23 protein-coding genes and 1 pseudogene are annotated in these 25,984 nt (G+C 64.9%); 12 read left to right on the top strand and 12 right to left on the bottom strand.

The genetic code is table 11. The features are described 5' to 3' along the window. Positions 1-60: 60 nt before the first annotated feature. From DD542_RS19145 to DD542_RS19115, 7 genes are all read right to left on the bottom strand, one after another. Positions 61-807 (bottom strand): TIGR03747 family integrating conjugative element membrane protein, encoded by a 747-nt coding sequence (locus tag DD542_RS19145; protein ID WP_127807443.1) that lies wholly within the window; start codon positions 805-807, stop codon positions 61-63. A 5-nt stretch (positions 808-812) separates the two neighbouring features. Next, the gene (gene traD / locus DD542_RS19140; RefSeq protein ID WP_127806722.1) at positions 813-3,137 is read right to left on the bottom strand and encodes a type IV conjugative transfer system coupling protein TraD; all 2,325 of its coding nucleotides are present in this window, start codon (positions 3,135-3,137) and stop codon (positions 813-815) included. Next, positions 3,134-3,718, bottom strand: a complete 585-nt coding sequence (locus DD542_RS19135) for a PFL_4695 family integrating conjugative element protein (protein ID WP_127806721.1) — start codon at positions 3,716-3,718, stop codon at positions 3,134-3,136. The genes traD and DD542_RS19135 overlap by 4 nt, the downstream gene beginning before the upstream one ends. Continuing rightward, a complete protein-coding gene (locus DD542_RS19130; protein WP_127806720.1) occupies positions 3,715-4,509 on the bottom strand; it encodes a lytic transglycosylase domain-containing protein in 795 nt (264 codons plus the stop codon). The genes DD542_RS19135 and DD542_RS19130 overlap by 4 nt, the downstream gene beginning before the upstream one ends. A 14-nt stretch (positions 4,510-4,523) precedes the next feature. After that, positions 4,524-5,108 carry an integrating conjugative element protein gene (locus DD542_RS19125; RefSeq protein ID WP_127806719.1) on the bottom strand — a complete coding sequence of 195 codons (585 nt, stop codon included), beginning with the start codon at positions 5,106-5,108 and terminating at the stop codon, positions 4,524-4,526. Beyond that, complete coding sequence (locus DD542_RS19120; RefSeq protein WP_127806718.1) at positions 5,105-6,025, bottom strand: hypothetical protein; 921 nt, start codon at positions 6,023-6,025, stop codon at positions 5,105-5,107. The genes DD542_RS19125 and DD542_RS19120 overlap by 4 nt, the downstream gene beginning before the upstream one ends. 69 nt (positions 6,026-6,094) lie before the next feature. Further along, complete coding sequence (locus DD542_RS19115) at positions 6,095-6,616, bottom strand: hypothetical protein (protein ID WP_127806717.1); 522 nt, start codon at positions 6,614-6,616, stop codon at positions 6,095-6,097. A 559-nt stretch (positions 6,617-7,175) separates the two neighbouring features. Between DD542_RS19115 and DD542_RS19110 the strand changes: the two genes are divergently transcribed. From DD542_RS19110 to DD542_RS19075, 8 genes are all read left to right on the top strand, one after another. Continuing rightward, positions 7,176-7,715, top strand: a complete 540-nt coding sequence (locus tag DD542_RS19110; protein ID WP_127806716.1) for a hypothetical protein — start codon at positions 7,176-7,178, stop codon at positions 7,713-7,715. A gap of 133 nt (positions 7,716-7,848) precedes the next feature. Beyond that, on the top strand, positions 7,849-10,266 hold the full coding sequence (mobH, locus tag DD542_RS19105) for a MobH family relaxase (protein WP_127806715.1): 2,418 nt from the start codon (positions 7,849-7,851) through the stop codon (positions 10,264-10,266). A gap of 431 nt (positions 10,267-10,697) precedes the next feature. Further along, the gene (locus tag DD542_RS19100; protein WP_066160235.1) at positions 10,698-11,558 is read left to right on the top strand and encodes a transporter substrate-binding domain-containing protein; all 861 of its coding nucleotides are present in this window, start codon (positions 10,698-10,700) and stop codon (positions 11,556-11,558) included. Between the two features lie 25 nt (positions 11,559-11,583). Next, positions 11,584-12,285 (top strand): ABC transporter permease subunit, encoded by a 702-nt coding sequence (locus tag DD542_RS19095; protein WP_127806714.1) that lies wholly within the window; start codon positions 11,584-11,586, stop codon positions 12,283-12,285. Further along, entirely contained in the window at positions 12,285-13,001 is a 717-nt protein-coding gene (locus DD542_RS19090; RefSeq protein WP_127806713.1) for an ABC transporter permease subunit, read from the top strand. Before DD542_RS19095 ends, DD542_RS19090 begins: the two co-directional genes overlap by 1 nt. Positions 13,002-13,022: 21 nt before the next feature. Then, positions 13,023-14,144 (top strand): succinylglutamate desuccinylase/aspartoacylase family protein, encoded by a 1,122-nt coding sequence (locus DD542_RS19085; protein WP_127806712.1) that lies wholly within the window; start codon positions 13,023-13,025, stop codon positions 14,142-14,144. Positions 14,145-14,158: 14 nt separating this feature from the next. Beyond that, positions 14,159-14,926, top strand: a complete 768-nt coding sequence (locus tag DD542_RS19080) for an ATP-binding cassette domain-containing protein (protein ID WP_079365850.1) — start codon at positions 14,159-14,161, stop codon at positions 14,924-14,926. Positions 14,927-15,054: 128 nt separating this feature from the next. Continuing rightward, on the top strand, positions 15,055-15,831 hold the full coding sequence (locus tag DD542_RS19075) for an EF-hand domain-containing protein (protein WP_066160220.1): 777 nt from the start codon (positions 15,055-15,057) through the stop codon (positions 15,829-15,831). Between the two features lie 13 nt (positions 15,832-15,844). On the opposite strand, the gene DD542_RS19070 is transcribed toward DD542_RS19075, so the two are convergent. Beyond that, a complete protein-coding gene (locus tag DD542_RS19070; protein WP_127806711.1) occupies positions 15,845-18,328 on the bottom strand; it encodes a penicillin acylase family protein in 2,484 nt (827 codons plus the stop codon). A gap of 67 nt (positions 18,329-18,395) precedes the next feature. Next, a complete protein-coding gene (locus tag DD542_RS19065; protein WP_127806710.1) occupies positions 18,396-19,340 on the bottom strand; it encodes an adenylate/guanylate cyclase domain-containing protein in 945 nt (314 codons plus the stop codon). A gap of 382 nt (positions 19,341-19,722) precedes the next feature. Between DD542_RS19065 and DD542_RS19060 the strand changes: the two genes are divergently transcribed. Next, positions 19,723-20,055, top strand: coding sequence for a hypothetical protein (locus DD542_RS19060; protein WP_066160214.1), 333 nt, complete (start codon positions 19,723-19,725; stop codon positions 20,053-20,055). Positions 20,056-20,074: 19 nt separating this feature from the next. On the opposite strand, the gene DD542_RS19055 is transcribed toward DD542_RS19060, so the two are convergent. Genes DD542_RS19055 through DD542_RS19045 form a run of 3 tightly spaced genes read right to left on the bottom strand, consistent with a single transcriptional unit; the run spans position 20,075 to position 23,008 of the window. Then, positions 20,075-21,004: an LD-carboxypeptidase gene (locus tag DD542_RS19055; protein WP_127806709.1), complete on the bottom strand. Its 930-nt coding sequence runs from the start codon at positions 21,002-21,004 to the stop codon at positions 20,075-20,077. Beyond that, the gene (tadA, locus tag DD542_RS19050) at positions 21,001-22,398 is read right to left on the bottom strand and encodes a tRNA adenosine(34) deaminase TadA (RefSeq protein WP_127806708.1); all 1,398 of its coding nucleotides are present in this window, start codon (positions 22,396-22,398) and stop codon (positions 21,001-21,003) included. Before tadA ends, DD542_RS19055 begins: the two co-directional genes overlap by 4 nt. Positions 22,399-22,432: 34 nt before the next feature. Further along, a complete protein-coding gene (locus DD542_RS19045; RefSeq protein ID WP_127806707.1) occupies positions 22,433-23,008 on the bottom strand; it encodes a 2'-5' RNA ligase family protein in 576 nt (191 codons plus the stop codon). A 528-nt stretch (positions 23,009-23,536) separates the two neighbouring features. Between DD542_RS19045 and DD542_RS19040 the strand changes: the two are divergent. The 3 genes and pseudogenes from DD542_RS19040 to DD542_RS19030 all read left to right on the top strand — a co-directional run. Further along, positions 23,537-23,692: pseudogene (locus DD542_RS19040) on the top strand (helix-turn-helix domain-containing protein); the annotation flags it as partial. A gap of 212 nt (positions 23,693-23,904) precedes the next feature. Beyond that, positions 23,905-24,606 carry an LPD7 domain-containing protein gene (locus tag DD542_RS19035; RefSeq protein WP_241559597.1) on the top strand — a complete coding sequence of 234 codons (702 nt, stop codon included), beginning with the start codon at positions 23,905-23,907 and terminating at the stop codon, positions 24,604-24,606. A gap of 10 nt (positions 24,607-24,616) precedes the next feature. Further along, positions 24,617-25,855, top strand: coding sequence for a DUF1173 domain-containing protein (locus tag DD542_RS19030; protein WP_127806706.1), 1,239 nt, complete (start codon positions 24,617-24,619; stop codon positions 25,853-25,855). Positions 25,856-25,984 lie beyond the last annotated feature (129 nt).

Here is a 25,984-nt window from a genome sequence, read left to right as displayed (position 1 = left end):
GCTCGAAGAGCGACGGGATGCGGTGCGACGTGATTCGGTGGGCTGGGTAGCTGGGCTGCATCAGACGTACTTCTTGAAGGTGGCCACCGTGGTGGACATGGCGAACGCGACCAGCACGGTGAAGACGATCACCATGTGGGACGGGTTGAAGTTGCCGAACGGCCAGGCCAGGTACAGACCGAACCCACCGGTCAGCGCCCAGGCCGTGTAGCGCTTTGCGTGGTGGTAAACGAAGGAGCTTTCGCGCCCGCCCCCCCAGCGGCGCAGGTCGCGGCGCACCAGGCCATCGACCACACCCACCAGGCAGGCCAGGATGAAGGCCGGGGCGGCAAACGCCGCCACCGACAGGCGCAGCAGCACGTCCTGCAGCACGTACATGGAGGTCACCGCCCAGCGGCTGAGCAGAATCTGCATGGAGCGGTTGGCGCGGGCGGCGTTGTGGCGCAGATCGCCCGAGGGCGCATCCTGCGCGGCCTGGAAGATCGCCTGCTGACGCTCGTACCAGGCAATCACCCCCAGACGCTCGTAGGGCAGGCGCACATTGCGTACCAGCTGCTCGGACCAGGCCACGGTGTCGTGCACCAGCAGGCTGCGCGGCGCCTGGGCGATGTACTCCAGGTCCTGCTCCACGATCTGCTGAGCGTGGTTCTCCTGCAGGTCGCGCCAGAGCGTGAACGAGCCCACGATCTCGATCATCATCCCGATGAACCAGGCGAAGAGGGTGATGAACAACAGACCAAAGCCCATTTCCAGACCCAGCTCGACCGGACCACGTGCGCGCGGCCGGCCCGGCGTCTTGGCCACCATGGCACTCATTCCAGCACCCCCGTGGCGTTGGCCGAGCTGTTGAAGTCCATCTCGCGCGGCTCGGTTCGCGTGGCCAAGCCGTCATCGCCGTCCGAGTCTTCCTGCTCGTCCTGGACCTGGTCGCGCAGCGCCAGTGCCGTGTCGATCACCCCGGCGCCGGCCAGGCCGATGGGTTGGTTGCCCAGCCAGTCGGTCTCGCGCGCCCACTGCTCGGAGGTCCGGTAGCGCGCCTTCATGTCCAGCGCCACCTGGCGGATGGACTCGGGCACGAACGGGTCGGCATCCTTCCTGGGCAGCGGGATGCGAAGCTTGAAACGCCGGTTGCCTTCGAGCAGGGCGAAGGCCTGACCCTGGGGCAGACTCAGGATGTCGGCCGGCTGGATCATCGGCACCTTGGTGCTGGTGACGATGTCCACGTTGCGCGAGGTGAAGTCCACGCCGCTGCCATCGGCCGCGCTGTCGCTCACGCCGGTACTGGGTGTGATGTGCACCACGTCCACCTGCGGTACCTGCTCGGCCAGCAGGTTGGCCGTGTTGACCGAGCGCACCCGCAGCATCACCAGGTGGTTGAAGTTGTCTAGGATCTGGCCGGCCTTTGCCTTGTCGCCCACCTTGGCCTCGATGTCGAACATCGACTGGGTATAGGCCGTGATCCGAAAGCCCGAGCCACCGAGCTTGTTAACCATGGGCACGAACTCGGGGCCGGCGATCTCGTTGACCTCGTCGAAGTGGCAGCAGATCGTGGGCAGCACGATCTTGCCCGTGGGGTGGTGCGGGTCCAGACCGGTCTTGTAGAGCTTGCCGCCGACGCTGACCAGATCGGCCAGCATGCTGTTGCCCACGGCCGAAGAGACCACCGAGTCGGTCAGCGCGTCCAGCCCGCAGTAGACGATGCCGCCCTGGCGGATGACGCTCATCCAGTCGAAGATCGGGCGCTTGTCGTGGGGGTCGAAGTAGTCCGGGCTGATGAGCTTGCCCACGGCGCCGGAGGTCAGCTTCTCCAGGAACGGGCCGAGGCTGGCAATGATCTTCTCGTAGAAGGACCGCTCGTAGGACACCGCTGCCGCAAGGCCCGTGAGCACCTTGTCCGGCACCCGCAGCTCCTTGATCAGCGAGATCATGGCCACCAGCGGCGGATCGCGGTCAGACAGCGCCCGCGAGACTGGGTACTTCTTCTTTTCGATCAGGCCCTCCAGATGACCCAGCCGGTCCTGGTAGTCCGTGTACTGACCCTCAGACGCCTTCTGGCGAAACACCATGTGGGCATAGTCCATGAACAGAGGGTCGATACCGGTGACGTCGGCCAGCAAGCTCTCGTAGGTCGGCACGCGGCCGAGTGCGACCTGGGCCTGCGCCACCAGGTTGGTGAAGCGCCAGGAGAACTCCTTGAACGCGGCCGAGTTGCCCGAGGAGGGCAGGGCGTTGGTGGCGCGTGCGGCCACCTCGGTGATGCGGGAGAAGTTGCCGATGCCGTTGTACCGGGCAGAGATGTCGGGATAGCCCAGGTGGAACAGGTAGAACTGGTTGCCACGCCCCGCACGGTGCGCTTCGGCGTACAGCCGCATCATCAGATCGGCGTCCCCCTTGGGGTCGATCACGATCACCACATGGCCCGCGTGAATGTCCTGCGTGGCCAGCACTTCGAGCAGCCGCGACTTGCCCACGCGCGTGGTGCCCAGCACGATCATGTGGCCCGTGCGCGAGGCCTGGCGCATGGTGATGGGACGCTCTTCCATGGTGCCCACGCCATGGAGCACCGGCGAGCCGCCCAGGTCGTCATAGGCCTTGAGCGGGTTGAGCCAGTGGTCCCACTGAACCATCTGGGCGGTCAGGCCCGCCACACCCATGCGGATACCGGTGAACTTCGAAGGCGGGGCCTGATCGGCGGCGGCAGCCGCTGCGGCCTCCTCGCTCCAGGCGGACAGGCGTGTGCCCAGCTGACGCAGGGCTTTTTCTCTCGCTTGCGGCTTGACGAAGCGCTCGGCGTCCGGCCGGCTGGCCTCGTGCTTGCGCTGGGTGTGCTGCTGGGACCACTCGAACCCGTGCCCAAGGTAGAACTGCCCAGGCTCGACGGGGATTTCGTGAGGCACCATGCGCGTCACCGGGTAGTACTTCATCCCGTGCTGGTACTTCAGGATGTGCAGCGCCTGCTTGCAGCGCACCCACCCGAAGTAGCCCGCGATGGCCGCGAGTACCCAGCCCATCCACGGCGGCATCATCAGCGCCCACGGCGCCACGATGGCCACCAGGGCCACGCCCCAGACGGTCATCGTGCTCCACAGCTCCACCGGAGGCCGCAGCAGGGCTTCGAGTGCGTCATCGGGCTTCACCGCCTGGCCTCCTGCATCGGCGCCACAGAGGGCGAGGCGCCCGCCGAGCGAGGGGGAGAGCTGGTCAGGCGCCCATCGGCGAGCACCAGCAGCGGATAGGTCTGCACGCCCGCCCGTCGCAGCGTGGTGGTGAGCCAGTCGCCCACCATGGGGGCCAGCGATGCGCCACCGGCGAGCTGCTGGACCTGCTTGAAAGCGCGTTCGGATTCGGCCTGCACCACAAGACCGGACGCTCCGAGGGCAATCAGGGCCTGACGGTACTGCGACAGCCATTGGCGGCTGAGCGGATCGGTGCCCACCAGGAACACCGGATGAGCCAGCCATTCGGGACGAAACAGCCCGCTTGCGGCCTGAGCCTGTGCTTCGGAGAGCACGCCCGGCACCATGCCCGAGCGGATCGGGAAGCGCACGCCTTCGAGCACACCGGCCTGATCCACACCGACCACCAGGTGACCCAGGTAGGTCCCCATGGGCACGGCGCCGGGACCGGCGTGGATCACCACCGGTTGCGACAGCGCAAACAAGGGTAGAACCGCGCCGATCAGGCACAGGCGGGTGGCACATTTGCGCAGCGCGTTCATGTCGGCCCCCCTGGCTCGGGTGTGCCTTGACCCGCGCTCTGGTAGGCCCTGGCCAGACTGAGCACCCGACGCACGTACTGGCGCGTCTCCGGGTAGTTGGGCACCCGGTGGCCCGCCTTGATGACCGCGCCCGGCCCGGCGTTGTAGGCAGCGATGGCCAGCTCGACATCGCCGCCGAATCGGGCCAGTTGCTCGGCCAGGTACTTGGTGCCCAGCACGATGCTCACGCGCGGGTCGGTCAACAACTGCTCCACCGACAGACCCTGCAAATCCTGCAGTCCCAGATCGCGAGCTGTTGATGGCAGCACCTGCATCAGCCCGATGGCGTTCTTGGGACTGACGGCACGGGGATTGAAGGCCGACTCGGCGTGGATCACCGCTTTCACCAGGTGGGCATCGACTGCGAAGTGATGAGACGCTCGCTGGAGCATCTGTGCCATCTCCGGTGTCATCTGGCGCCCGCGTCTGTTGGCTTGCACGGGCCGCTGCAGCAGCTGCTCAGCCACGGCTGCCGCCTTGTCGGAGGTCGCGGAAGGGAGGGTTTTGCCCACCGGCTCAGGCTCAGAAACACCTCGTGCGGCCGTGTGGCTTTGTGCTGCGGGCTGCTTGCTCATCCGGGGCAGGATCACGCGCTGGTGTTCCGCGCCGCTGATCCAAGCTGCACCCTGCTCGGGCTCCTGCGCATAGGGTTGCGTCACCACCAGGGCCGATCCGACGCACAGCGCCCACGCGCCCAGGTGCCTGAACACTGGGCGGTTCGAGAGGGACGAAAGGTGGTGCTGAGCTTGCATGTCCGTTTTCTGGCTCAGCGGCGAGGTGCGGCCTTGGCTGGCGCCAAGGGACGGGATGGGTCCTTGACCAGCTTGCGCGGGATGCCCAGCAGGTCGGCGGCAGAGGTCGGCCCCTCCACCATGGGAAGGCCCTCGAAATCCACGACCTTCTGGTTCGGGTACAGGCGCGACTGGGCCTGCTGGAACGCGCGGTTCCAGGCCAGCGAGCGCTCCACATCGGCCTGTAGGGCACGGGCAAACATCTCGGCGTAGCGCTGGCGCTCCGCTTCATCGCGTGCGTGGATGCCCAGGGCCTCCACGGGAGAAAGGTTTTCGACGGAGAACGCGGCCCGAGGCCCCTTGAGCAGGACCTTGGCGCGGATCATCTCTTCCTCGCTCAGGCCCCAGATTTGAGCCACCAGCAGATCGTTGGCATCCAGGCGCGAATGCGCCTGGGCGATGCGCTGCGCATTGGTCTGACCCAGTTGCGTCTGGGATTCCTGAATGCGTGTGGTGGCGGTTTGCGCCCCTGCCGGCTGCACCAGCACCCACATCAGCAGGCTTGCGGCGCCCAGCACGCCCACATAACCCAGCACCGGGCGAAGCAGCGGGGTCCTCATGGCTGACGCTCCACGGCGATGCTCACCGAACGGGCACCGTCACTGAACGTCGCGCGTTGGCCAGCCACATCCACCGAGGTAAGCGTCACACCCTGGTAGGAGTCGCCGGGCGAGAGCACGCGCACGTGCGCCGGGTTGCCTCCGACCTCACCGACCACCACCGAAGGCCGGCCGTCCCACATGTCTACGCTGAGCACCTGGTGGGTCGGCCGGGGAGCCACGGCAGCGACCGGGCGGCGCACTGCGGGTTTGCGCGGCGCCGGACGGCTTGCCGCTGGTGATACGACCGGCTGCGGTGCGGCCGGCGGCGGCAGGATCGAGGGGTGAGGCAGGAAGTCGGCCACCTGCAAATCGGCCCCATCCTGACCGGCCCCCTCCTTGATGTAGCCCTGGGCCTTGAAGCCGGCGACCAGCTGGTCCAGGCGCTTCTCCAGACGCTCCAGCTGTTCCTGCAGCTTGGGGTCCTGCGCGGCCGGTGCCGCAGGCACGGCCTCAGCCGGCGCTGTGGCCGGCAAGGCAGGCGGCAGACCTGCGCCGGCCGGCGCGGTGGGGTCAGCCAGCGCAGCCGGTGCGGGCGATGCCTCCTTCTTGCGAGCGAATGGCAATCCGCCTGAGGACCACATCATGAACGCGGCCACCGAGCCCAGAATGAGCAGCAGAACCACGGCACCGGTCAGCACCGGCTTGCCCTTTTTGAGCGGCGCGGCACTCGCAGGCGTGAGGCGCTCAAAGGTCGCGTCGGCGTTGCTGCGCACCGCTTCGGTCGGATCGGGCAACACGCCATCAGTTGGATGGTCAGCAGCCCGTGCGCGAGGCGAACGCGACGTGCGTGTCTGCTCGGCGTCACGGCGTTTGGTGTCCCAGAACTCATCGTCCTGCTGGCGCTGAAACTCCTGCATTTCTGCATCTGGGTCCATGGCGGTCCTCACGGCGAATATGAAAAGTGGTCGAAAGGGAACTGAATGCGCGGCGCGGTGAGCAAAGGCTCAGGGCGAGCCGAATGCATCGGCGTGACGTTCGGCCTCTACGGCTTGCGCCTGGGGTCCGGGCGGTTGAGGCGCCGGGGTGCCCTTGAAAGCCGAGCGGGTGAACCAGACCTGGCGGCTCACCGGATCGCTGTGCAGTTGCCAGGCGGGACCCAGCAAGGTCTTGAGCAGGTCGCTCACACGGTGCGGTCCCATGCGCCGCTGTGACTCGGGCAAGGGCAGGGCAAGGAAGTTGCGTGCGGCTTCATCGAGCACCTCGGCTGGGACCAGCCGAAACCCCGTGCGCACCAGGGTGTGGGCCAGCGCCTCGCCCACGGTGTTGACCGTCTGGCGCGGGTAGCTCAGTTGCGCAAACACCGAAAGCGGGTCGGCCAGGCTTTCGGTGGGCGCGCCCGCCTGCGTGGTGTAGCGCCCCACCTGGACTTGGCTGCCGTCGGGGGTGACGGTCTGTGCAAAGACGGGATGGCCTGCGACGGCCAGCACCGCAAGCATCACCAGGGACAAAAGTGCTTTGAATGACATGGACCCGCCTCTTCACTGGTTGAAATCACTGGACGCGCCTGGGACCTGTTGGGAAGAAAGCGCCTGGTGACCCGCGAGGGCCACCAGGCAAACATGACGCCCCAAGAGATGCGTCGCCAGTGCTGGGCAGTTTCTGAATCGGGCGGGTTTGTCGCCACCGAAAACCTGCCGCAGAAAAGGCAGGTTTTCGCTTGACAGGGCAATGCTTAAGCGGTACCTGCGATTTCCAGTCGTGGCAAAGCGACGAAAGAGGTGCGCTGCCCCGAGGGCGGGGCAGGGACGGGCAAAGGCGGTTTACCGGTTAATGGCCCTACCCAAAGGGCGCACCCCTCCCAAGGCCTCGGGGTGCAAAGGGCTTACTGGAACGGGCAATGCGGGGGATACGGGCACAGGAAGCGCTGCCGCACGGCGGGGCGTGCGGCAGCGCCTGGATGCGGGTAGCAAATCAGCGCGCGGGCGTCAAGCGAAAACCTGCCGCACATGCTGGCAGGTTTTGAGTTGAATGAAAGGGCTGGTGTGCCTAGAGTGATTCGGTCTCTTTTCGCACGGATTCACAACAATGACCACGCGCCAGCCGCTCTCGCCCAAGGTGGGTTTTGCCAACACCCTGCACATGGCCGATGGGCGCAGCGTCCATGATGCTCAGCACGCACCTTATCTGGTGGCGGCCTCGCTGCAAGAGTTGGGCATGGTCGACTGGTTGCCGCGCGTTTTCGGCTTCCTACGCATGTACGACGGCGTGGCACGGTGGATGGAGACTGGCATGCCCGAAGCGGCCTGCATGGCGGATTTGGACCTGCGCGAGGAGGTCATGCGCAAGCGCAGCGGCGCCACCCCACCCGAACAGGACCCCGCGGCGTTGCGGTTCCGGCTCGCCGTGTTGCTGACCAATTCGCCTGTGACACTGTTCGGCGCGCGCTGGAAGCTCGAACGCAGGTTCAAGGATTTGCCCATGGACATCCCGTGGAATCCGCTGGAGCAGCCCTGGCTGACGTTCCTGGGGCAGCACATCGCCCTGCCTGACCACGCCACCTTGCATATCAACCGCAAGGGACGTCAGATCCGCCAACAGCTCATGGCCTACCTGCTGGAGCGCTAAGGCATTGGTCATGATCGGTCACTGCATGCGCTGGATCAAACGCTGGGACCCACGTTCGCCACGTCCGGCATCCGGCGGCGCACCAGCCACCGCCATCCCGCCGCGTGCGGCACCCGATGAGGTGAATCCCCCCATGCCGGTGGTCCGTGGCCACGCCGAGGGGTGGCTGAGGGTTCTGCCTGCGACAGACCTGCTGCGCGTGGTGCATGGCGGCAAGGCACTTGACACCATGTGGCGCCAGTCGCGTCTGGCGCAGATCGTCTGGGAGCGGGACTTGTTGCCAGCGGTCCACCGCTATGCGGAGTTTGTGCAGCTCATGCCCGCTTCCGAGTCGCATCACCACGCCCATGTCGGTGGGCTGCTGTCGCACACGCTGGAAATGACGCTGGCGGCGATGACTTGGCGCAACGGTCACTTCTTCCCGGAAGGTGCGAGCGTCGAGGAGATGGACGCTCAGCGCGACGAGTGGACCTATGTGGTCTTCTTCGCAGCGCTGCTCCACGACGTGGGCAAGATCATGGCGGACCTTCGCATCAACTGGATCTGCACCGGCATCGGAGCGCCGCTGCGCTGGGTCCCGATGTCCGGGCCGCTGACGGCCATGGTGCAGTCGCGGCCTGGCGGTGAGTATCTGGTGGAGTTCACACCGAAGTCGGCGCGAGACTATGCGGCACATTCCCGCTTGGCCACGATCCTGCTGCAGCAGGTGGCGCCGGCCACGGCACTGAGCTTTCTGGCGCACCGACCGCAGGCATTCGAGGCCCTGACGCAGTACCTCTCTGGGAGCGACAGGGCGAGCATGCTGGCCCAGCTGGTGCGCAAGGCCGACCAGACCTCGGCGCAACAGGCGCTGGCCAACGGCAGCCGCGAGCGCTTCACGACCGCCACGAGCATCCCGCTGATCGACCTGCTGATGCAATCGGTGCGCGAGATGCTCGGGAGCGGCACCGCCTTGCCTCTGAATCGTTCCGGTGCCGCTGGCTGGGTCTACGACGGCAGCATCTGGTTCGTGGCCAAGCGATTGGCCGATGCGGTGAGGCTGCACATACGACAGCACCACCCGGATGAAACTGTGCCAGGCGAGAACAAGAATGATCGGCTGTTCGATACCTGGCAGGAGTACGGCTGCATCCAGCCCAACCCGCAAAGCGGACAGGCCATCTGGTATGTACTGGTGCAGGGTTCGGCCGTGGACGGTTCCGAGTCTGTTGCAGCAGTTCCTGTGCAAGGGGCAGGGGAGAACGATGGGGCCTACAGTCACTCACTGACCATGCTCAGATTTCCGCTGGACAAGGTGTTCGAGGAATCAGTGGCATACCCACCCCCGATGCGCGGGCGCATTGTGGTGCAGGTCAAGCGCGGAGCAGCTGCGGTCGAGGCGGCCAACGAGTCTTCTGCTGAGCCAGAGGTTCGACAGGAATCAGGATCTGGAAACCAGTCGGTGCCGAATGATGGTGCAGGCACGCCATCCAACAGAGATCTCGGTCAGGCCACCCGGTTACCCACTCCCGGCGCAAGTCATCAGGAGTTATCTGGCGCGCCTAAACAGGCAAAAGCCAAGACCGAAACACTGCGAGCGCCTGTCTTCAAGCGGCCGGGAAAGCCGGCCGAAGCGACCATGGCGGCGGGCGGCCCCAATCCTGACGGTCCGGTTCAAGGCACACCACGGGCAACAAGCGCCCCCTCGCACACGCCACCGCGTGGTGAGCAGCGCCCGGCCGAATCACAGCACGCACCACTAACCTCATCTCCTGCGGCGGTTGCGAGTGTGGAGCCTCCGCTGGACAAGTGGCTGGACTTCGAGGACGACGCTTCAGCGTTCAAGGACTTACCGAAGCTGCCGCAGCAACCCCTGGAAACGCAAAAAGCCGCACCGCGAGGGCCGTCGGTCGTGACCGCACCGCCAAAGGCACGTGCATCAGCGGCCAAACGTGCATCCAAAGCTGGAGCTGACGCGGCTAAATCGCCCGACACTGGCGCAAACCGTACCAGAGAGGCGCTTCCAAGCCTGCCTCCGCTGCCAGCAGTTCGACCGCTGCTGGCTCGCTCTGGGCAGCCGCCCGAGGTACTTGCCAGGGCGGCTCCCACACAGTTCCAGACTGCGCCAGTCATTCTCAGTCCATTCCTGCCAGAGCTGCCGCACGAAACTGCCAGCAGGCCCAGCGAACCCACACCTGCGGCAGTCGGCTTCATCGAATGGCTGCAGAAAGGCCTGTCCAGCCGGGCCTTGAAGTACAACGAGACGGGCGCGCTGGTGCATTTCGTGGCCGAGGGCATGGCGCTGGTCTCACCGCTGGTATTTCGTACCTACGCCGCAGAAACTGTTGCAGCCAGTGATGCCCAGGTCGACGCACAGGCGCTGCAGGTGCAGCGCGAAGTGATCAAGTCGGGATGGCATCTGATGGGGCCCGGCAAGGTCAACATCCTGAAGTACCAGGTCATGGGGCGCGGTGGCGTGCCCGTAGGCAAGCTCAGCGCCGTGGTGCTCACTCAGCCGGACCGTTGGGTCGTGCCCGTGCCACCGGTCAACCCGGTTCTCAAGCTCGTTTGAACCGCAGGTGCTGGATGGCTGGTAGATCTGACAGGGAGCGTTGAAAAAGTTTGACAGAGTCAGTCATGATGACTACATTGCAACCGTGCATCAGGGGAAACCAACTTGCTTGGGTCCTGCGAAGGGCGTCACATATCAGTTGTGGCATCTGATTAAAAGTTGTGCAGACAGCGTGGAAAGTTGAACGGGCTCAGGCCCGTTTTTACGGCCTTCTCAATATTCCACGATGTATATTATGTTAAGTTATTGAACCATCAAATCCCTGATTCAAGGTTCGGCCCAAATGTTGCTCCTGCCCTCGTGAGCAGCCCCATGCATCCGGGGAAACACCAGCTTGGTGCGCCGGCTAATTGGACTGCCCACACCTACAATGTCGCCCACCGGCAGGAGTCCAATCCGGCCAGTTCCATTCAACCCTCTCAAGGACGTTCATGAAGCATCTGTTTCTGACCCTCAGCATGATCGGCGCCGCCACCCTGGTGGGCTGTGGCAAGACCGAAGCCCCCGCGCCGGCCGCTCCGGCGCCAGCGCCCACCGCCGAAGCACCGGCACCCGCTCCCGCCAGCCAGTGGCCAGAATTGCGCGTGGCCATCGACCCCACCTACAAGCCCTTCACCTACAAGACCGACGCGGGCGAGCCCGCTGGTTTCGACGTGGACGTGGCCAAGGCCCTTTGCGACGAACTCAAGAGCAAGTGCGTGTTCGTCGAGCAGGCCTGGGACGGCATGATTCCCGGTCTGCTGGCCAAGAAGTACGACGCCATCATTTCCTCGATGTCGATCACCGAAGAGCGCAAGCAGTCGGTTGATTTCACGGGCAAGTACTACAACACGCCGTCCTGCGTGGTCGTCAAGACCGCACTGAACCTGGGCGCCGAAGCCGCGGGTTTCAAGGGCAAGAAGCTGGGCGTGCTGAAGGCTTCTACCCAGGAAAAGTACGCCATGGGTGAGCTCAAGCCCGCAGGGGCGACCGTCGTGCCTTACGACGCCCAGGATCAGGTCTATCTGGACATCAAGTCCGGCCGTCTGGACGGTACCGTGGCCGACGTGGTCGAAGTCCAGGGTGGCTTCCTGTCCACACCGGACGGCAAGGACTACAGCTGCGCCGGTGGCCGCATTCCGGTCGAGTTCGACGCCAAGTACTTCGGCGCTGGCGCCGGTGTGGCCATCCGCAAGGAAGACACCGCTCTGCGCGACGCGCTGGACGCGGGCATCAAGGCCATTCGCGACAACGGCAAGTGGAAGGAACTGTCCGAGAAGCATGTCCCTGGCGTGGATATCTGGGGTTCCTGATCACTGAGCTGAACCGCGAGCGCCGATGACGACCTATTTCATCCAGATCCTCCAGGGCCTGCTGGTCACCCTCGGCGTCTCGCTGGGCGCGCTTGTTGTCGCCGCCGTGCTCGGCCTGGCCGGCGCGGCGGCCAAACTCTCGCCTTACCGCTGGCTCAACTGGGTCGGCGACATCTATTCCACCGTGATCCGGGGTGTCCCGGATCTGGTGTGGATGCTGCTGCTGTACTTCGGCGGGCAGATCCTGATCAACGACATCTTTGAAGCCATGGGCTACCGCAATGGCCCGCAGATTAACCCCTTTGTGGCAGGGGTGCTGACCATCGGTTTCGTCTACGGCGCCTACATGACGGAAACCTTCCGGGGCGCCATCATGAGCGTGCCCAAGGGACAGTCGGAGGCCGGCTGGGCCTACGGCATGAACCGGTTCTACACCTTCCGCCGCATGGTGCTGCCGCAGATGGTGCGGTTCGCACTGCCCAGTTTCACGAACAACTGGCTGGTGCTGCTCAAGGCCACCGCCCTCGTTTCGGTGATCGGACTGGCCGACATCACCAACCTCGCCAAGCAGGCCGGCGCGGCCGCTCGCGGCGACATCCCCGGTGCCGCCATCATCTTCATGGCCTTCGCCGGTTTCCTCTACCTCCTGATCTCCACCATCAGCCTGATCCTGCTGCGCAAGGCCGAAGCCCGCTACTCCGTGGGCGTGAAGCGGGGTGAGTTCTGATGGACAAGTTTGCGATCATCTTCCAGCCACAGAACCTCGCGCTGTACTGGACCGGCTTCCTGGCGACCATGGAACTGCTGGCCATCAGCCTGCTGGCCGGTGGGCTGCTGACGTTGCCACTGACGCTGATGCGGGTCTCGCGCAACCGCTGGGTCTCCACGCCGGTCTGGCTGTTCACCTATGTGGTGCGCGGCACACCGCTGCTGATCCAGGTCTATTTCATCTATTACGGCATCGCCCAGCTGGAGTGGGTGCAGGCGATGTGGGACACGGTCTGGCCCTGGACGATGTTCAAGGACCCGTTTTTCTGCGCTGTGGCGGCGTTTTCGCTCAACACCTGCGCCTACACGGTCGAGATGCTGGCGGGCGCCATCAAGGAAACGCCCGCTGGTGAAATCGAGGCCGCACAGGCCGCCGGCTACAGCAAATGGAACATGATGTTCCGTCTGGTGCTGCCCAGTGCGCTGCGCCGCACCCTTCCCGGCTACTCGAACGAAGTCGTGATGATGCTGCACGCCACCTCGCTGGCCAGCGTGGTACCGGCGCTGTACGACCTGACCAACGCCGCCTACGCGATCTACAAGACCTACTACTTGGCCTTCCAGCCGTTCATCGTGGTCGCGGTGCTGTATTTCATACTGACCTTCGCCCTGGTCTACGTGTTCCGGCTGCTGGAAAAGCGCTTCTTGGCCTATCTGCGCCCACGCACTCACTGATCCCGTTTTCTCTTCCTCCGGATGCGACAGCTCCAACACCCCCTGCTCTCTCCGTCGCTTGGCACCCAACGCCAGGTCACCAGCCTGCACTTTGGTCAGGCCACCAATGGCCGTAAGGCCTACATCCAGTCCAGCCTGCACGCCGACGAGCTGCCCGGCATGCTCACCGCGCACAAGCTGCGGGGCCTTCTGGCCGCGGCCGAGGCGGCCGGCGAGATCCCCGGCGAGGTCGTGCTGGTGCCGGTGTGCAACCCGATCGGGCTGGACCAGAGCCTGATGCACCACCAGGTCGGCCGCTTCGAGCTGCTGACCATGGAGAACTTCAACCGGAACTACCCGGACTTCTTCAACCTGGTGAAAGACCGGATCGCGCCGAAGCTCACGCAGGATGCGGAGACAAACAAAGGCATCGTGCGGGCCGCCATGCACGAGGTGCTGCAGGAACAGCCGGTGACCACCGAGCTGGAGAGCCTTCGCCGGGTGCTGATGGGCCTTGCCTGCGACGCCGACGTGGTGCTTGACCTGCACTGCGACTTCGAGGCCATTCTTCATATGTACGTCGAGCAGCCCATGCTCGACCAGATGGCGCCGCTGGCGCGACTGCTTGGCGCCCAGGCGCTGCTGTGGGCGCGGGGCTCGGGTCCTTCGATCTCGTTCGACGAGGCGCTGTCCGGCCCATGGTGGCGTTTGCGCGATCACTTCGCCGACCAGGCGCCGATCCCCCTGGGCTGCGCCAGCACCACCGTCGAGCTGCGCAGCCAGACGGATGTGTCGGACGCCCTGGCCAGCCAGGATGCCCAGGCCATCGTCGGTTACCTGCGCCATGTCGGCGTGATGGCTGGCCCCACCCCTGCCCTGCCCGATCCGCGGTGCGAGCCGACACCGCTGGCCGGCACGGAAGCCTCCCACGCGCCGCACCCGGGCGTGATCGACTTCGTAGCCCAGGTCGGCGAGCGTGTGGCCGCTGGCCAGCTGCTGGCGCGGGTGGTCGACCCGCTGACACCGCGCGAAACCGACATCCGCAGCAGCATCGATGGCATCGTCTACGCCCGCCACAGCCTGCGCTGGGCCACGGCGGGCATGGAGCTTTGCCGTGTCGCCGGCCGAACACCGATCCGCTCCGGCAACCTGCTGAGCCCCTGACAGACCCACGCACCATGACCACCAAACTCGAAGCGATCGACATCCGCAAGAGCTACGGCTCGCACGAGGTGCTCAAGGGCATTTCCCTGACGGCCAAGGCCGGCGACGTGATCAGCATCATCGGCTCGTCCGGTTCCGGCAAATCCACCTTCCTGCGCTGCATGAACCTGCTGGAACGGCCGCAGCAGGGCCGCATCGTCGTGGCCGGCGAAGAGCTCAAGCTGGTCACCGCCAAGGACGGCATGCTCAAGGCGGCCGACGAAAAACAGCTGCAGCGCCTGCGTGCCAAGCTGGCCATGGTGTTCCAGCACTTCAATCTCTGGTCGCACCTGACGGTGCTGGAAAACGTGATCGAGGCGCCCATGCACGTGCTCGGCAAGGGCAAGGACGAGGCCATTGCCACCGCCCGCAAGTACCTGGAGAAGGTCGGCCTGCGCGACGTCGAGGGCAAATACCCGGCCCACATGTCGGGCGGCCAGCAGCAGCGCGTGGCGATCGCCCGTGCGCTGGCGATGGAGCCCGAGGTGATGCTGTTCGACGAGCCGACCAGCGCGCTCGACCCCGAACTCGTCACCGAGGTGCTGCGCGTGATGCGCACCTTGGCCGAAGAAGGCCGCACCATGGTGGTGGTGACCCACGAGATGGGTTTTGCGCGCGAGGTCAGCAACCATGTGCTGTTCCTGCACCAGGGCCGCATCGAGGAACAGGGCAACCCGCGCGAAGTGCTGGTCAACCCCAAGTCCGAGCGGCTGTCCCAGTTCCTCTCGGGCAAGCTCAAGTAAGTCGGCGGCGAGGTTCGCCAATCGGCCGAACAGCGGGGTTTCCGTCCCGCTGTTGGCGGGTTTCTGTGGGGTCCGGATGGGAGAGCATTGCTCCATCCCGGAACCACCCGCCAGAAAGGAACCTCTCCATGAGCACCGTCGACACCAGCAACTCCAGCGCCTGGTCCCAGACCCTGTCGTCCCTGAGTGGCGCCATGTCCAGCTACCTGCAGGACAAGATGCACAAGAAGATGGACGCCGACGGCGATGGTGGCGTCAGCCAGAGCGAGTTCCAGGCGGCGCTTGAAAAGGTCGCTGGCAAGCTGGGCGTCGAAGTCGGCCAGGGCGCCTCGGAGCTGTATGCCTCGCTCGATGCCAACAAGGATGGCGCGCTGAATGGCGCCGAGGTGGGCACCCTGCTGCAGAACCTGTTTTCGTCCGCCTCAAACACCCAGGCGTTTGTCCAGCAGCGCGGCGATGAGGCCCGGTTCGCCGAGCTCGATGCCGACAACGATGGCCAGATCTCGATGGCCGAGTTCGGCATCACACCCGCCATCGAAACCACGGTGGTGCAGACCACGACCGTGATCACGACCACACAGGAAGTGATGTCCGGGGGGGCCGGCTCGCTCGTTGGCGCCACCAACCCCACGGCACCGGCGACCAAGGCTCCCGTGCATGCTGTCACCACGCCGGAAGAAGGCCCGGAGTTCGCCAAAACCGAAGAGGCGACTGCCGAGAGCGAGGACGCTTCCTTGCAGGCCCTCATGCAGACCGTCGACACCGATGGCAGCGGCGACATTTCGGGCGCCGAGCTGAATGCCTACGTGGCCAAGCTGAGCGCCCAGGCCGAAGCCGCCAGCAAGCGCTACAACGACACCACCCTCGCCTCGCTGAGCGGCGGCAGCCTCCACGAATCCGCCTGACGCCTGGCGGCGATCAGGGCTTGAGCTCCAGGCGGCTGCGCCACTGCGCGGGCGCCATTTGCAGTGGCCGGTATTCCACGGCAGCCCAGGCGTCGCTCATGTCGCGGTAACGGCTGGAAAGCGCGTTGCCGCTCTGCCCCGTCTGGTAGATGAACAGCGAGTTCTCCGGCTCCGCCAGGTCGTAGATGGCGCGCAGGCTGGCGGCATGCCGGTTGGCAAACGGCGCATCGGCCTTGTCCAGGTGGTACTGGCCGACGTTCACGGTGAATGGGTCACCGCCCGTTTCCTTTCGCACCTCGAACATGGGTGCCAGCGCACCGACGTTGCTGAACGGACGGTGCACGGAAATCGCCGGGTGGGCCGTGCCCCAGCGCCAGCGCGACACATCCCTTCCCTGCTGCGCACTGATGCGGTCCAGTGCCCGGTCCAGCGCCGCCGTGCTGGCCGCAGCGCAGCCCTGCGGGCCACACCAGTCGTGGTCGTCGCGCTCCAGAATCCCCTCGACCGCGTTGCGGAACAGGCGCTTGCCATAGAGCTTTTCGAACCGCTCCACGCCCAGGCGCTGGCCCACCACACCGCGCGTGAACTCGTCGATCCAGACGCTGTAGACCAGCGGCGCAGCCGCATCGGCAGACATGCCGCCGTTGAAGTCCTTGAGCGAAGCCAGCGCCGCAGCGGCGAGCGGGTGGCTGGACGCGGTCTTGCTCAGGTGGGGCAGCAGGCGCAGCGTCGCCTCCGAATGCAGATCGCCGTGCATGGCGCGGAAGCTGGCCGCGTCGTGCTTCTCCGTCTGAGCCAGCAGGGCCTCGATGCGTTCCTGGCGATACGGCGCCGCCCAGTCCTGGGTCAGAAAATGCGGGTAGTCGGCCGCATGGATGCGCTGATTGGCGGTGGCAATCCAGCCCTTGGCGCCGTCGTCCTGCGGGGTGTCTTCGTAAGGCAGGTAGCCCGCCCAGTCGTAGCGGGCGTCCCAGCCCGGCGAGGGAGCCACACCGCGGATGCGGTTGTCCGGCGACCGCAGGGGCACCTTGCCCACTGCCTTGAACAGGATGCGGCCACTGCGGTCGGCCATCACCGCGTTCTGCATCGGTGCGTGGAAGTGGCGGTACGCCTCCAGCAGATCGTCAACCGAGCGCGCGCGGTTGGAGGCCAGGGTGGCGTCCACATTGCGGTTGTCCGCCTCCAGCGCGGTCCAGCGCAGCGACAGCGCGAAGCGCCCGGTGTCGATGAGGTCACGCGCACGACCCGGTGCATCGCTGAGCACGGGGCCGTGTCGGCTGCTGCGCACCGTGTGCACCACGTCGGGCTCGCCCTTGACGCGGATGGTTTCGACGCGCTCGTCAAAGCGCGCCCAGGCTTCCTGCCCCGCGGGTGCCGGGAGGCGATAGCGGGTCGGGTCGCTGGGGTCCAGCTGCTCCAGGTACAGGTCTTGCACATCGGGGCCGGTGTTGGTGAAGCCCCAGGCCACGTCGGGTGTGCGCCCGAGCACCACGAACGGTGTGCCCGGCAGGGTGGCCCCGATCACATCCATGCCCTTGAGTCCGGGCACGTCGGGCGCCTGCAGGCGGGCGAAGTACCAGATCGCCGGCGCGCTCAGGCCCAGGTGCGGGTCGTTGGCCAGCAGCGGCTTGCCGCTGGCGCTGCGCGCGCCCGACACCACCCAGTTGTTCGAGCCCTTGCCCTCCACTTCTCCAAGGGAGCGGGTCCACTCGATCACCCCCTGTGCCAGGGCATCCGCAGCAGGACTGCTCTCGATGGCGCGGGACTGTTTGCCATCAGCAGCCGGAAACACGCGCATGACACGGTACAGCTCCGCCAGATCGGCCGACGCTGCGGGTGCTTCGCCCGGATAGGGCGGAAACAGCTGCCACAGGGACGGGGTGTCCAGCACCTGCAGCGCGGACAGCCGGGCCAGCTCGTTGCCCCAGTTGCCGCCCAGGTCCAGCGCCATCATCAGGGCCCAGCCAGCGCTGTCTTCGGGCTCCCAGTAGCGGCCGGCGGCCGCCTCTTCCCGTGGGTCGATGCGCAGGATCTGGAACTCGGGCGACAGCGCTTGCTGGCGGCCAGCAAAGAACGCGTTCACGCCGTCGCTGTAGGCCTTCAGCGCTGCACGCCCCTCTTCGCTCATACCAGCAAGTTGCGCCTGGGCCGCCTGCCGGATGCCCAGCGTGCGCATGAGCAGGTCGGTCTCCAGCGTGGAGCGGCCAAACACCTCGGACAGCTGTCCTCGCATCAGGCGGCGGTTGAACTCCAGCTGCCATCCGCGTTCCTGCGCGTGCACATAACCCATCGCCATCCAGGCGTCCCGCGGGTCGGTGGCCAGAATGTGCGCCACATCGCTGCCGTCGCGTTGCACCTGCACGGCACCGCGCAACCCAGGCAGGCTCAGATCCCCATCCGTCTGGGGCTGGCTGCGCCAGGCATAGATCGACAACGCCACTGCTCCGAGCAGGATCAGCAGCAGCAACAGAAAGAAAAAACGGGTCAACCAGCGCATCAGCACCTCCAAGGCTGGAGCGATGGTAGCGGCGTCGTGCCGCTCGTGCATCGGACGTGCGACTGGCTCAGACGCGAGTGCGACCGTGCCCGAGCACCATCTGGCCATCCACCAGGCGGAAACTCACTGTGGGTGCACTGATGTCCGTGAAGGGTGCACCCATCGAGAACTCGCCATCGCTGTGCAACAGGCACTCCTGCCGCCTCAATGCAATGGCATTGTCCGTGCCGGCAAAACGAACCCAGGTGCCGTAGCTGCTGGTGTCTTCAAGAAGGTAGTTGCCCGAGCGGATGTCGATGGAAGCATGCATCCGGGAGACCCGCGGATCGTTCACCACAAAATCGGCCTCGGGCACCCGGCCGATCTTCAACGGCAGGTCCGTGAGATTGAAAGACTGGCTGGTGTCGAGCCAGCCCAGCTCAATGCCCCCGAACACCGATTCGGTGCTTTTTCTCAGGGCGTGCAGGTCGGCTGGAAGCGTCAGGAACTCCGACAGCATCTCGGTCTGCCACTCGATGCGGAAGACCTCTGTGGGCTCCACGCGCCCCTTGATTCGGATCGGCCCGAGGCTGCGGCTGCGCACGTTATGCCCCTTGCCCAGCTTGCGAATCACCAGGTCGTTGACCAGGATCTGCTCCGGCCCTGCCAGATCGCTCAGACGAGACGCCACGTTGACCGCATCGCCGAAGCAGTCGCCATCGACCTGCACCACCTGCCCGCGCGCCATGCCGATCTGCATCATCAGCTTGAGCCGGTTGGGCCACTGGACCACCCGTTGAGAGTGCTCCTGCTGAATGGTGCTCATGCACTCGACAGCAAGCCGGTTGTTGGTGAACGAGAGCAGAACGCCGTCGCCCAGCATCTTGACGACCTTGCCGTTGTGTTCCAGACCCATGGCCCCGATCCACTGGGTCAGCTTGGTCACCGCCTTGGCGGCGCGGTCGTTGCCCAGTGTTTCAAACACGGAGACGCTGCCGGTCAGGTCCACGAAGGCAATCGTCAGTTCGGCCATGAAAAATAGTAGAAATCGGCCTGGGCGAGGCCGGGTGCTGGTGGTGTCAACCGAAGCAAGGACAAGCTGGTGGATGGTAACAAGGTGTGTGGTTTATCACACATCCAGTCATTTGAGCACCAGAAATGACGTGACCCAGGACCGCTGTTGGACGTTTCCACATGGCTGAGCCCAAAGGACCTAAACGAACCGGCCGTCATTGAACACTTTCCGGGGCAATTACTGGCATCGTCACCAGACCTGTACACGCAATATCTTAAACAGTCTTTCTAACCGCTTGATTTGGCTGTTGTTTTCTTGACTTTCCTCAAGCTCAAGGCCTTGCCCGAGGGGCTCCCCGGACGTATCCTGCCCCCATAACTTAATATCGTTGGGATCGCAAATGCGCTGGATCAAACCCACCATTCGCCACAGCATCTCCGCCTTGCTGGGCACCGAGGTGCGCAAGCATGCACCGGAGTCGCTCGAGCCGGTCCGCCAGGCCATGCTGTCTGTTCTGGGTGAAGCAGGGGCCCAGGCCAATCCCAGGCTCAAACACCGCCTCATGTATGTGCACGATGTGCAAGCGCTCTGGTATGCCCGGGCCGAGATGGTGGCCGTACTCAGCCGTCTTCATGGCGAGGCACGGGCGGTCGATCTGGTCCGCAGCGTGACCCCGGTGTTCAATGGACTCCTGCCCAAAGGTCTCCTGGAATCCACCCGCTCGGCACGCTGAGGCGTTTGCGAGCCCAAGCTCATCCCCAGAACATCAGCGCCTCGCGCCCCTGCACCATCACCTCCACGTCCCGGCCCACCGGCAACAACACCTTGGTGGGAACGTGCCCGAACGGCAGGCCCGTCAGCACAGGCGTCCGGGTCTGACTCCGAAGCCAGTCGACCACCGTCTGCAGCTTGAACCCGCGGTCGTGTGGAACCGGCTTGAAGCGGTTGAAACTGCCCAGCACGATCAGCTTCTGACGTCCCAGGATGCCCGCATGCAACAGTTGCGTCAGCTGTCGTTCGATGCGGTAGGGATGCTCGTTGACATCCTCCAGAAACAGCACGCCGCCCTTCACATCGGGCAACCAGGGCGTGCCGACCAATGAACACAGCACCGACAGGTTGCCGCCCCACAGCTGGGCCTTGTGAAGGTGCAGCGACGGGGCTTCTTCCCTGGCGGTCGTGGGCAGACAGGGCAGGTCCTTTTTGGGCAGCACCCAGCCTGCGCCCTCGCCATGTCCATCGAGCAGGTCGTCAAAGCAGGCTTCCATGATGTCGTCAGGCTCTTCGGCGCCAAAGTCCTCCCCCAGTGCCGGGCCCGCCCAGGTCACGGCGCCCGTCTTGGCCAGCAGCGCGCATTGCAGCGCGGTGAAGTCGCTCAGTCCCACGAACTGCGTGCCCTTGCCGATGGCTTTCGCGAGCTGCTTGTAGGGCAATTCGGGCAGAAGGCGCGTGAGGCCATATCCGCCGCGTGAAATCAGCGCCACGTCGGCACCGCTGGCCGCTGCACGGCCGATGGCCGCGATGCGGGTGGCGTCGTCGCCCGCAAACCGCATGTGGCTGCTGAGCGCAGCCTCGTCGATCTCGACCTCGTGGCCGAGTTGCTGCAGCCGTTTCACCCCGCGCCGGAAGGCGGCCTTGTCGCGCACGGCGCTGGAAGGAGAGTAGATGTAGATGTGGCTCATGGCTCGTTGAAAGAAACGGGATAGTTGGAAAAGTGTTGACAGGCCGCGCGTGCAATCTGCTCGCCCCGCTCGGGAACGAAGTGCCCTGCGTCGGAAATCAGCCAAGGTGGCGGGCAGCCCCGGATGTTGCGTGCCAGGGCTTGCATGACAGGCTCACCCAACACGGGGTCGCGTGCTCCGACCACCATCAGCGTCCGGCCCTGCCAGCGCTCTCGCCAGAACAGCAGGGCCTCGCGGGATATGGCTGCGCCTTCGTCTTCGGCGTGCTCCGGCACCAGATTCGGAAAGGCGCGCAGTGCGGCGCGATGGCCCGCGTCGGGAAACGGCGCGTTGTACGCCTCGCATTCGGCGGCATCCAGGTGCGGGTTGCCGCGCGCGAGCAGGCGGCCGACGTCGTACAGCGGCTTCTCTGCGCACATCTTGCGCCACGCCAAGAACCCCGGAGACAGTGTCTCGCCGCCAGTGGCCAGCAGGGTGTTCATGACGAGCAGGCCGGCGTAGCGCCCCGGTGAGGCCATCGGCAAGGTCAACCCGAGCAGCCCACCCCAGTCCTGCACCACCAGCACCACGTTGCCCAGGTCCAGCCGATCAACGAACTCGAGCAGCACGTTGCGGTGCCAGTTGAAACGGTGGAACGCGTCCTTCTTGGGTTTATCGCTCTTGCCAAAGCCGATCAGGTCGGGCGCCACCACACGATCTCCCGCCTCGGTGAAGACTGGAATCATTTTGCGGTAGAGATAGCTCCACGCCGGGTTGCCGTGCAGGCACAGCCAGGTGCGCGGCGCGTCCGACGGCCCTTCGTCCAGGTAGTGCAGGCGAAGGCCGCCCAGCGACGGGAGATCGCTCAGGTAGTGCGGCGACCAGGGGTATCCCGGCAAACCGTCGAAACGGCGTTCGGGCGTGCGCAGCGCGTCGTCTCGCAGAGGCTGGCCCTCGCGACGCTGCTGGTCACGGCGGGACCTGAAGAAATCGCTGAGCATGCTGCCGCACTCGTCGGCCCGCACACCGCCCAAGACCTGGGTGTGGTGGTTCAGCTGAGCCTGACCGAACAGGTCCACCACCGAGCCGGCTGCACCGGTCTTCGGATCATGTGCACCGAAGACCACCCGCCGCAGGCGCGAATGCAGCAGCGCGCCGCTGCACATGGCGCATGGCTCCAGCGTCACGAACAACTCGCAGTCGTCGAGGCGGTAGTTGCCCAGGGTCTGCGCTGCCGCGCGAAGGGCGACGATTTCTGCATGGGCTGTCGGGTCGTGCGCAGCGATGGGCGCGTTGCGCCCGACGCCCACCACCCTGCCCTGGTGCACGATCACCGCACCGACCGGCACCTCGCCCGCGGCGCGAGCGGCCTGGGCTTCTTTCAGGGCCAGGCCCATGTACTCGGCGTCGTTCATGCCGTCATTGTCCCGCACCCTTTGGGTGCCATCGTCAATCGAACAGCGACGGCTGCCGGTCCTGCAGGGGCCAGCTTGCCAGCACCTCATGGAGCCCCTGCCCATAGAGACTGTCGACAAGCCGCACTTCGGTCACGTCCCAGGCCAGAGGGGTGATTCGCCGGGAACCGACCGGCGCCCGCCCGTAGTCCAGCGTGATGTGTGGATAAAAGCTGGGCCGTATCCAAGCCTCGGGCCATCCGAGCGAGCGCAAGGCCGTGACCAGTTGCCGTCGCAGAAGGAACAAGGGCCGAACGCCGACACCGTGACCTGCCAGCTCGACAGTGCCGACCTCACGCTGAGGGCCGCGCGACTGCACGGTGTCAAAACAGACGCGGAATGGCGCCGCGTCCAGCTGCGGGCCCACACGCAAGACAAGCGCCAGGATTTCGGGAGGAATGCGGTCTTCGTACGACCCCAGAGGCACCAGTGTGGTGTGCAGCCGCTCAGCGGCCATGGGCTTGGAAGGTCCGTGGTACGAGCGGTTCAACAACTGGTACAACCGGTCAATGTCCTGTGCGACGGCCCAAGGCAGGTGAAGCATGTAGTAAAGATCATGGCGGATACCCATGCAACACCTCCTTGGGCTGCGATTGCGGGGGTACCATTCTGCACAACTACTGTTCATTTGTACAGTAGCTGTATCGACATCACTCCCACTCTATTGTCAATAGCTGGTCGCGACTCAGAGGGAAAGCGAGTTGCGTGACAGCCGCGAACGGGCTCGATACCGACAGATCTACCGTCGCATTCTGGAGCCCATCACGAGGCTCATCGCTCTCGGACTCATTCGTTGATGGTTCGCCGCAGCGATTGGAATGCGAAAGTGGCATGTTCTGTGGCGCGATGACGGTATCGGATGCTCTCACCGGAGGGAGAAGACGGTACTGTATGGGTGGATGACGGTATCACAACCTTCTTTGCTCGGACCTGCTCGGTGCACGCTGATCGTTGGATCACTGATGCACGATTTGAGCCTGAATCCAGCATTGGTGTTGATTCATTTCCAAAGCTGGGCCATTTCGGGACGTGTTCACGTTGAAATCTGAGCCACGTTGCCGCTCTATCGTGCTGAGTTTTTCAGCACGGGGGAGCAGGAGTGATCAACGTGAGCACATTGAGCAAGTTGCGCCGCCTCGTGCTGAGGCAGGACGTGTCGGTGCGCGAGGCCAGCCGCAGGCTGGGCATCTCGCGCAATACAGCCACCAAGTGGCTCAAGGACGGACAGATGGTCGAGCCCCGATACCCGCAACGGGTGTTCGCGGGCAAAAGTCCTTCGTTCACAAAATCGACGGCCAATGGAAGCGGGACGGATCCCGTGATGTCCAGCCGCCGACAACAGGCCCGCATGCAAAACCAGTCAAGACAAATCAAACACGCCCGACAGCTGAGTCGAACGTCATCCCCCTGCCCGCCAAAGACAAGGAGATCGTCCCCGAAGCATCCGACCCGCAAGCCAGCACCCGCATGGACACCCAGGCCGAGCGTGAAGCCCTCGTCGCCCGGCTGGAGGCGGCGCTGATGGACCGCTACATCATCAAACGCGCTCCGGTCACCCTGGGCGATGTGAGCATTGGCCTGACCGAATACCGTTTCAGGGGAGACACCTCACGCGTCGCGTTCACCGAATCCACCTTCCGGTTGGCCACCGACACGAACAGCCCCTCTGTGGCTCGTTCCATGGTTGATGTCGCTGAGACCCGCAGCTGGCACTCCTTGCGCATCACGGGCAGTGAGGATTTCAGGCGCCTCATCTGGCTGGAGGCCGCAGCACGCGGTGTCAAAACCCTGGGCTACGAGCCCAACCCGGCCGACCTGGAACGGCTCAAGGTGGAACGGGAACAACGGTTGAGCAACCGCATTGAACCCGCCCGGGACGCCTCCACCGCGCAAGGCGCCAACACCTCAGACAAGCCCTCTGGCCGCGGCAGCGGCGGACGCAAGACCGTTCTGGCAGCCATTGAGGCCATCTTGGTGGCCAATCGGGTACCTGAAAAAAGGCGCGAGGCCATCATGGTGGCAGCAGCCGAGAAACTGGCCCAGCGCACACGCGACGGGCTGGTGCACAGGGTCAAGGTCTACGACAAGAACGCCCCCTCTCAGCGTCCTGTCGTGGCACCTCAGCTAGAGCCACAACGTTCGCGTGACCGGGCGGCTCCCACACGCTGAGGCTTGCGCGGTGGACGATGCCCCCGAATCAACGGCCACCTACTTGATAGGTGATCGCCGCTGGGCATTGCATGCGCCCGGTTTTGCCGACGCCATTGCCGAAGCCTACGCGAACCACCAGCGCCCCCGCTGTTTGTGTCGCCCAGACGGCAAAGGCATCGAGATGTACGTGGCCCGCTTGATGAACGGCTACATCGTCAAGCGCATGCCCAATACCGGGGGTCAGCATGCCACTGCATGCCCTTCCTATGAATTACCTGCTGATCTGTCTGGTCTGGGCCAACTGGTCGGCACCGCCATTGTGGAAAACCCCGCCACGGGTGAAACGGCATTGAAGCTCGATTTCCCCCTGTCCAAACTGCCCGGCCGATCGTCCCAATCTCCAGCCGCCAGCACCTCGCCCAACATCTCGTCCCAAGGTCAGAAGCTCAGTCTGCGTGCCCTGCTCCACTACCTGTGGGATCAGGCCGAACTGACCCACTGGCACCCGGGTTTCACGGGCAAGCGAAACTGGTGCATCGTCCGCCGGCACCTGCTTTCAGCCGCAGCGCACAAGTTCGCGCGCGGCAGCGCACTGCAGAACCGCCTGTATGTGCCCGAAGTGTTCTCCGTGGAGCATCGCGACCCCATCAACGCCCGCCGCCTCGCCGAATGGACCAGCGCCTTGGCGCATCCAGGAAAGCCCAGCCAGCTCATGCTCCTGATCGGCGAAGTCAAAGAGATCGTGCCGTCACGGTACGGTTTCAGAGCGGTCATCAAACATGTCCCCGATCAAGCCTTCGCCATCGACGAGCGCTTGTTCCGTCAGCTGGAGCGGCGATTCGCAGGCGAGCTGGCACTTTGGGGCGCCTTCGATTCCATCCATCTGGTCATGATCGGAACCTTCTGCGTCAGCTATTCGGGCCTTCCCACCATCGATTCCCTTTCGCTGGTCACTTTCACACCGGAGTGGATTCCGGTGGACAGCCCCCATGAGGCCCACCTCGTCCGGTCCCTGGTCAACTGTCGGCGAAGCTTTGTGAAGACCCTTCGCTACAACCTGTGCGCGGGCACCGGCATGGCCAGCGCCGTGCTCACCGATCTGGGCGATCCGTTTGAGCTGTACATCGCAACGGAAAGCGACACCACCGAAGAATGCCCGGTGGAGCCATCCTCCGCTCCTGACCAGCCTGCCCGCCACTGGGTATGGCACCCATTACAGCACCCTATTCCCCCGTTCCCAACCGTCAGAACGGAAGCCCTCGCCTGATTGGACGCAGCGCAATCGAATTGCGCCGGATTGATCCCGCGCATCTCAGAAGCCGCCGGCAATCTGGGCGAATTCACCCCACGCCCGCCAGCCCATTGCGCCCATGCCGAGTCCACTAAACTCAGAAGC

Origin of the sequence: Hydrogenophaga sp. NH-16 (genome assembly GCF_004006415.1) — a bacterium.
GTDB lineage: Bacteria > Pseudomonadota > Gammaproteobacteria > Burkholderiales > Burkholderiaceae_C > Hydrogenophaga > Hydrogenophaga pseudoflava.
The sequence above is the reverse complement of the archived record's forward strand: the minus strand, read 5'-3'. Positions and strand labels throughout refer to the sequence as shown.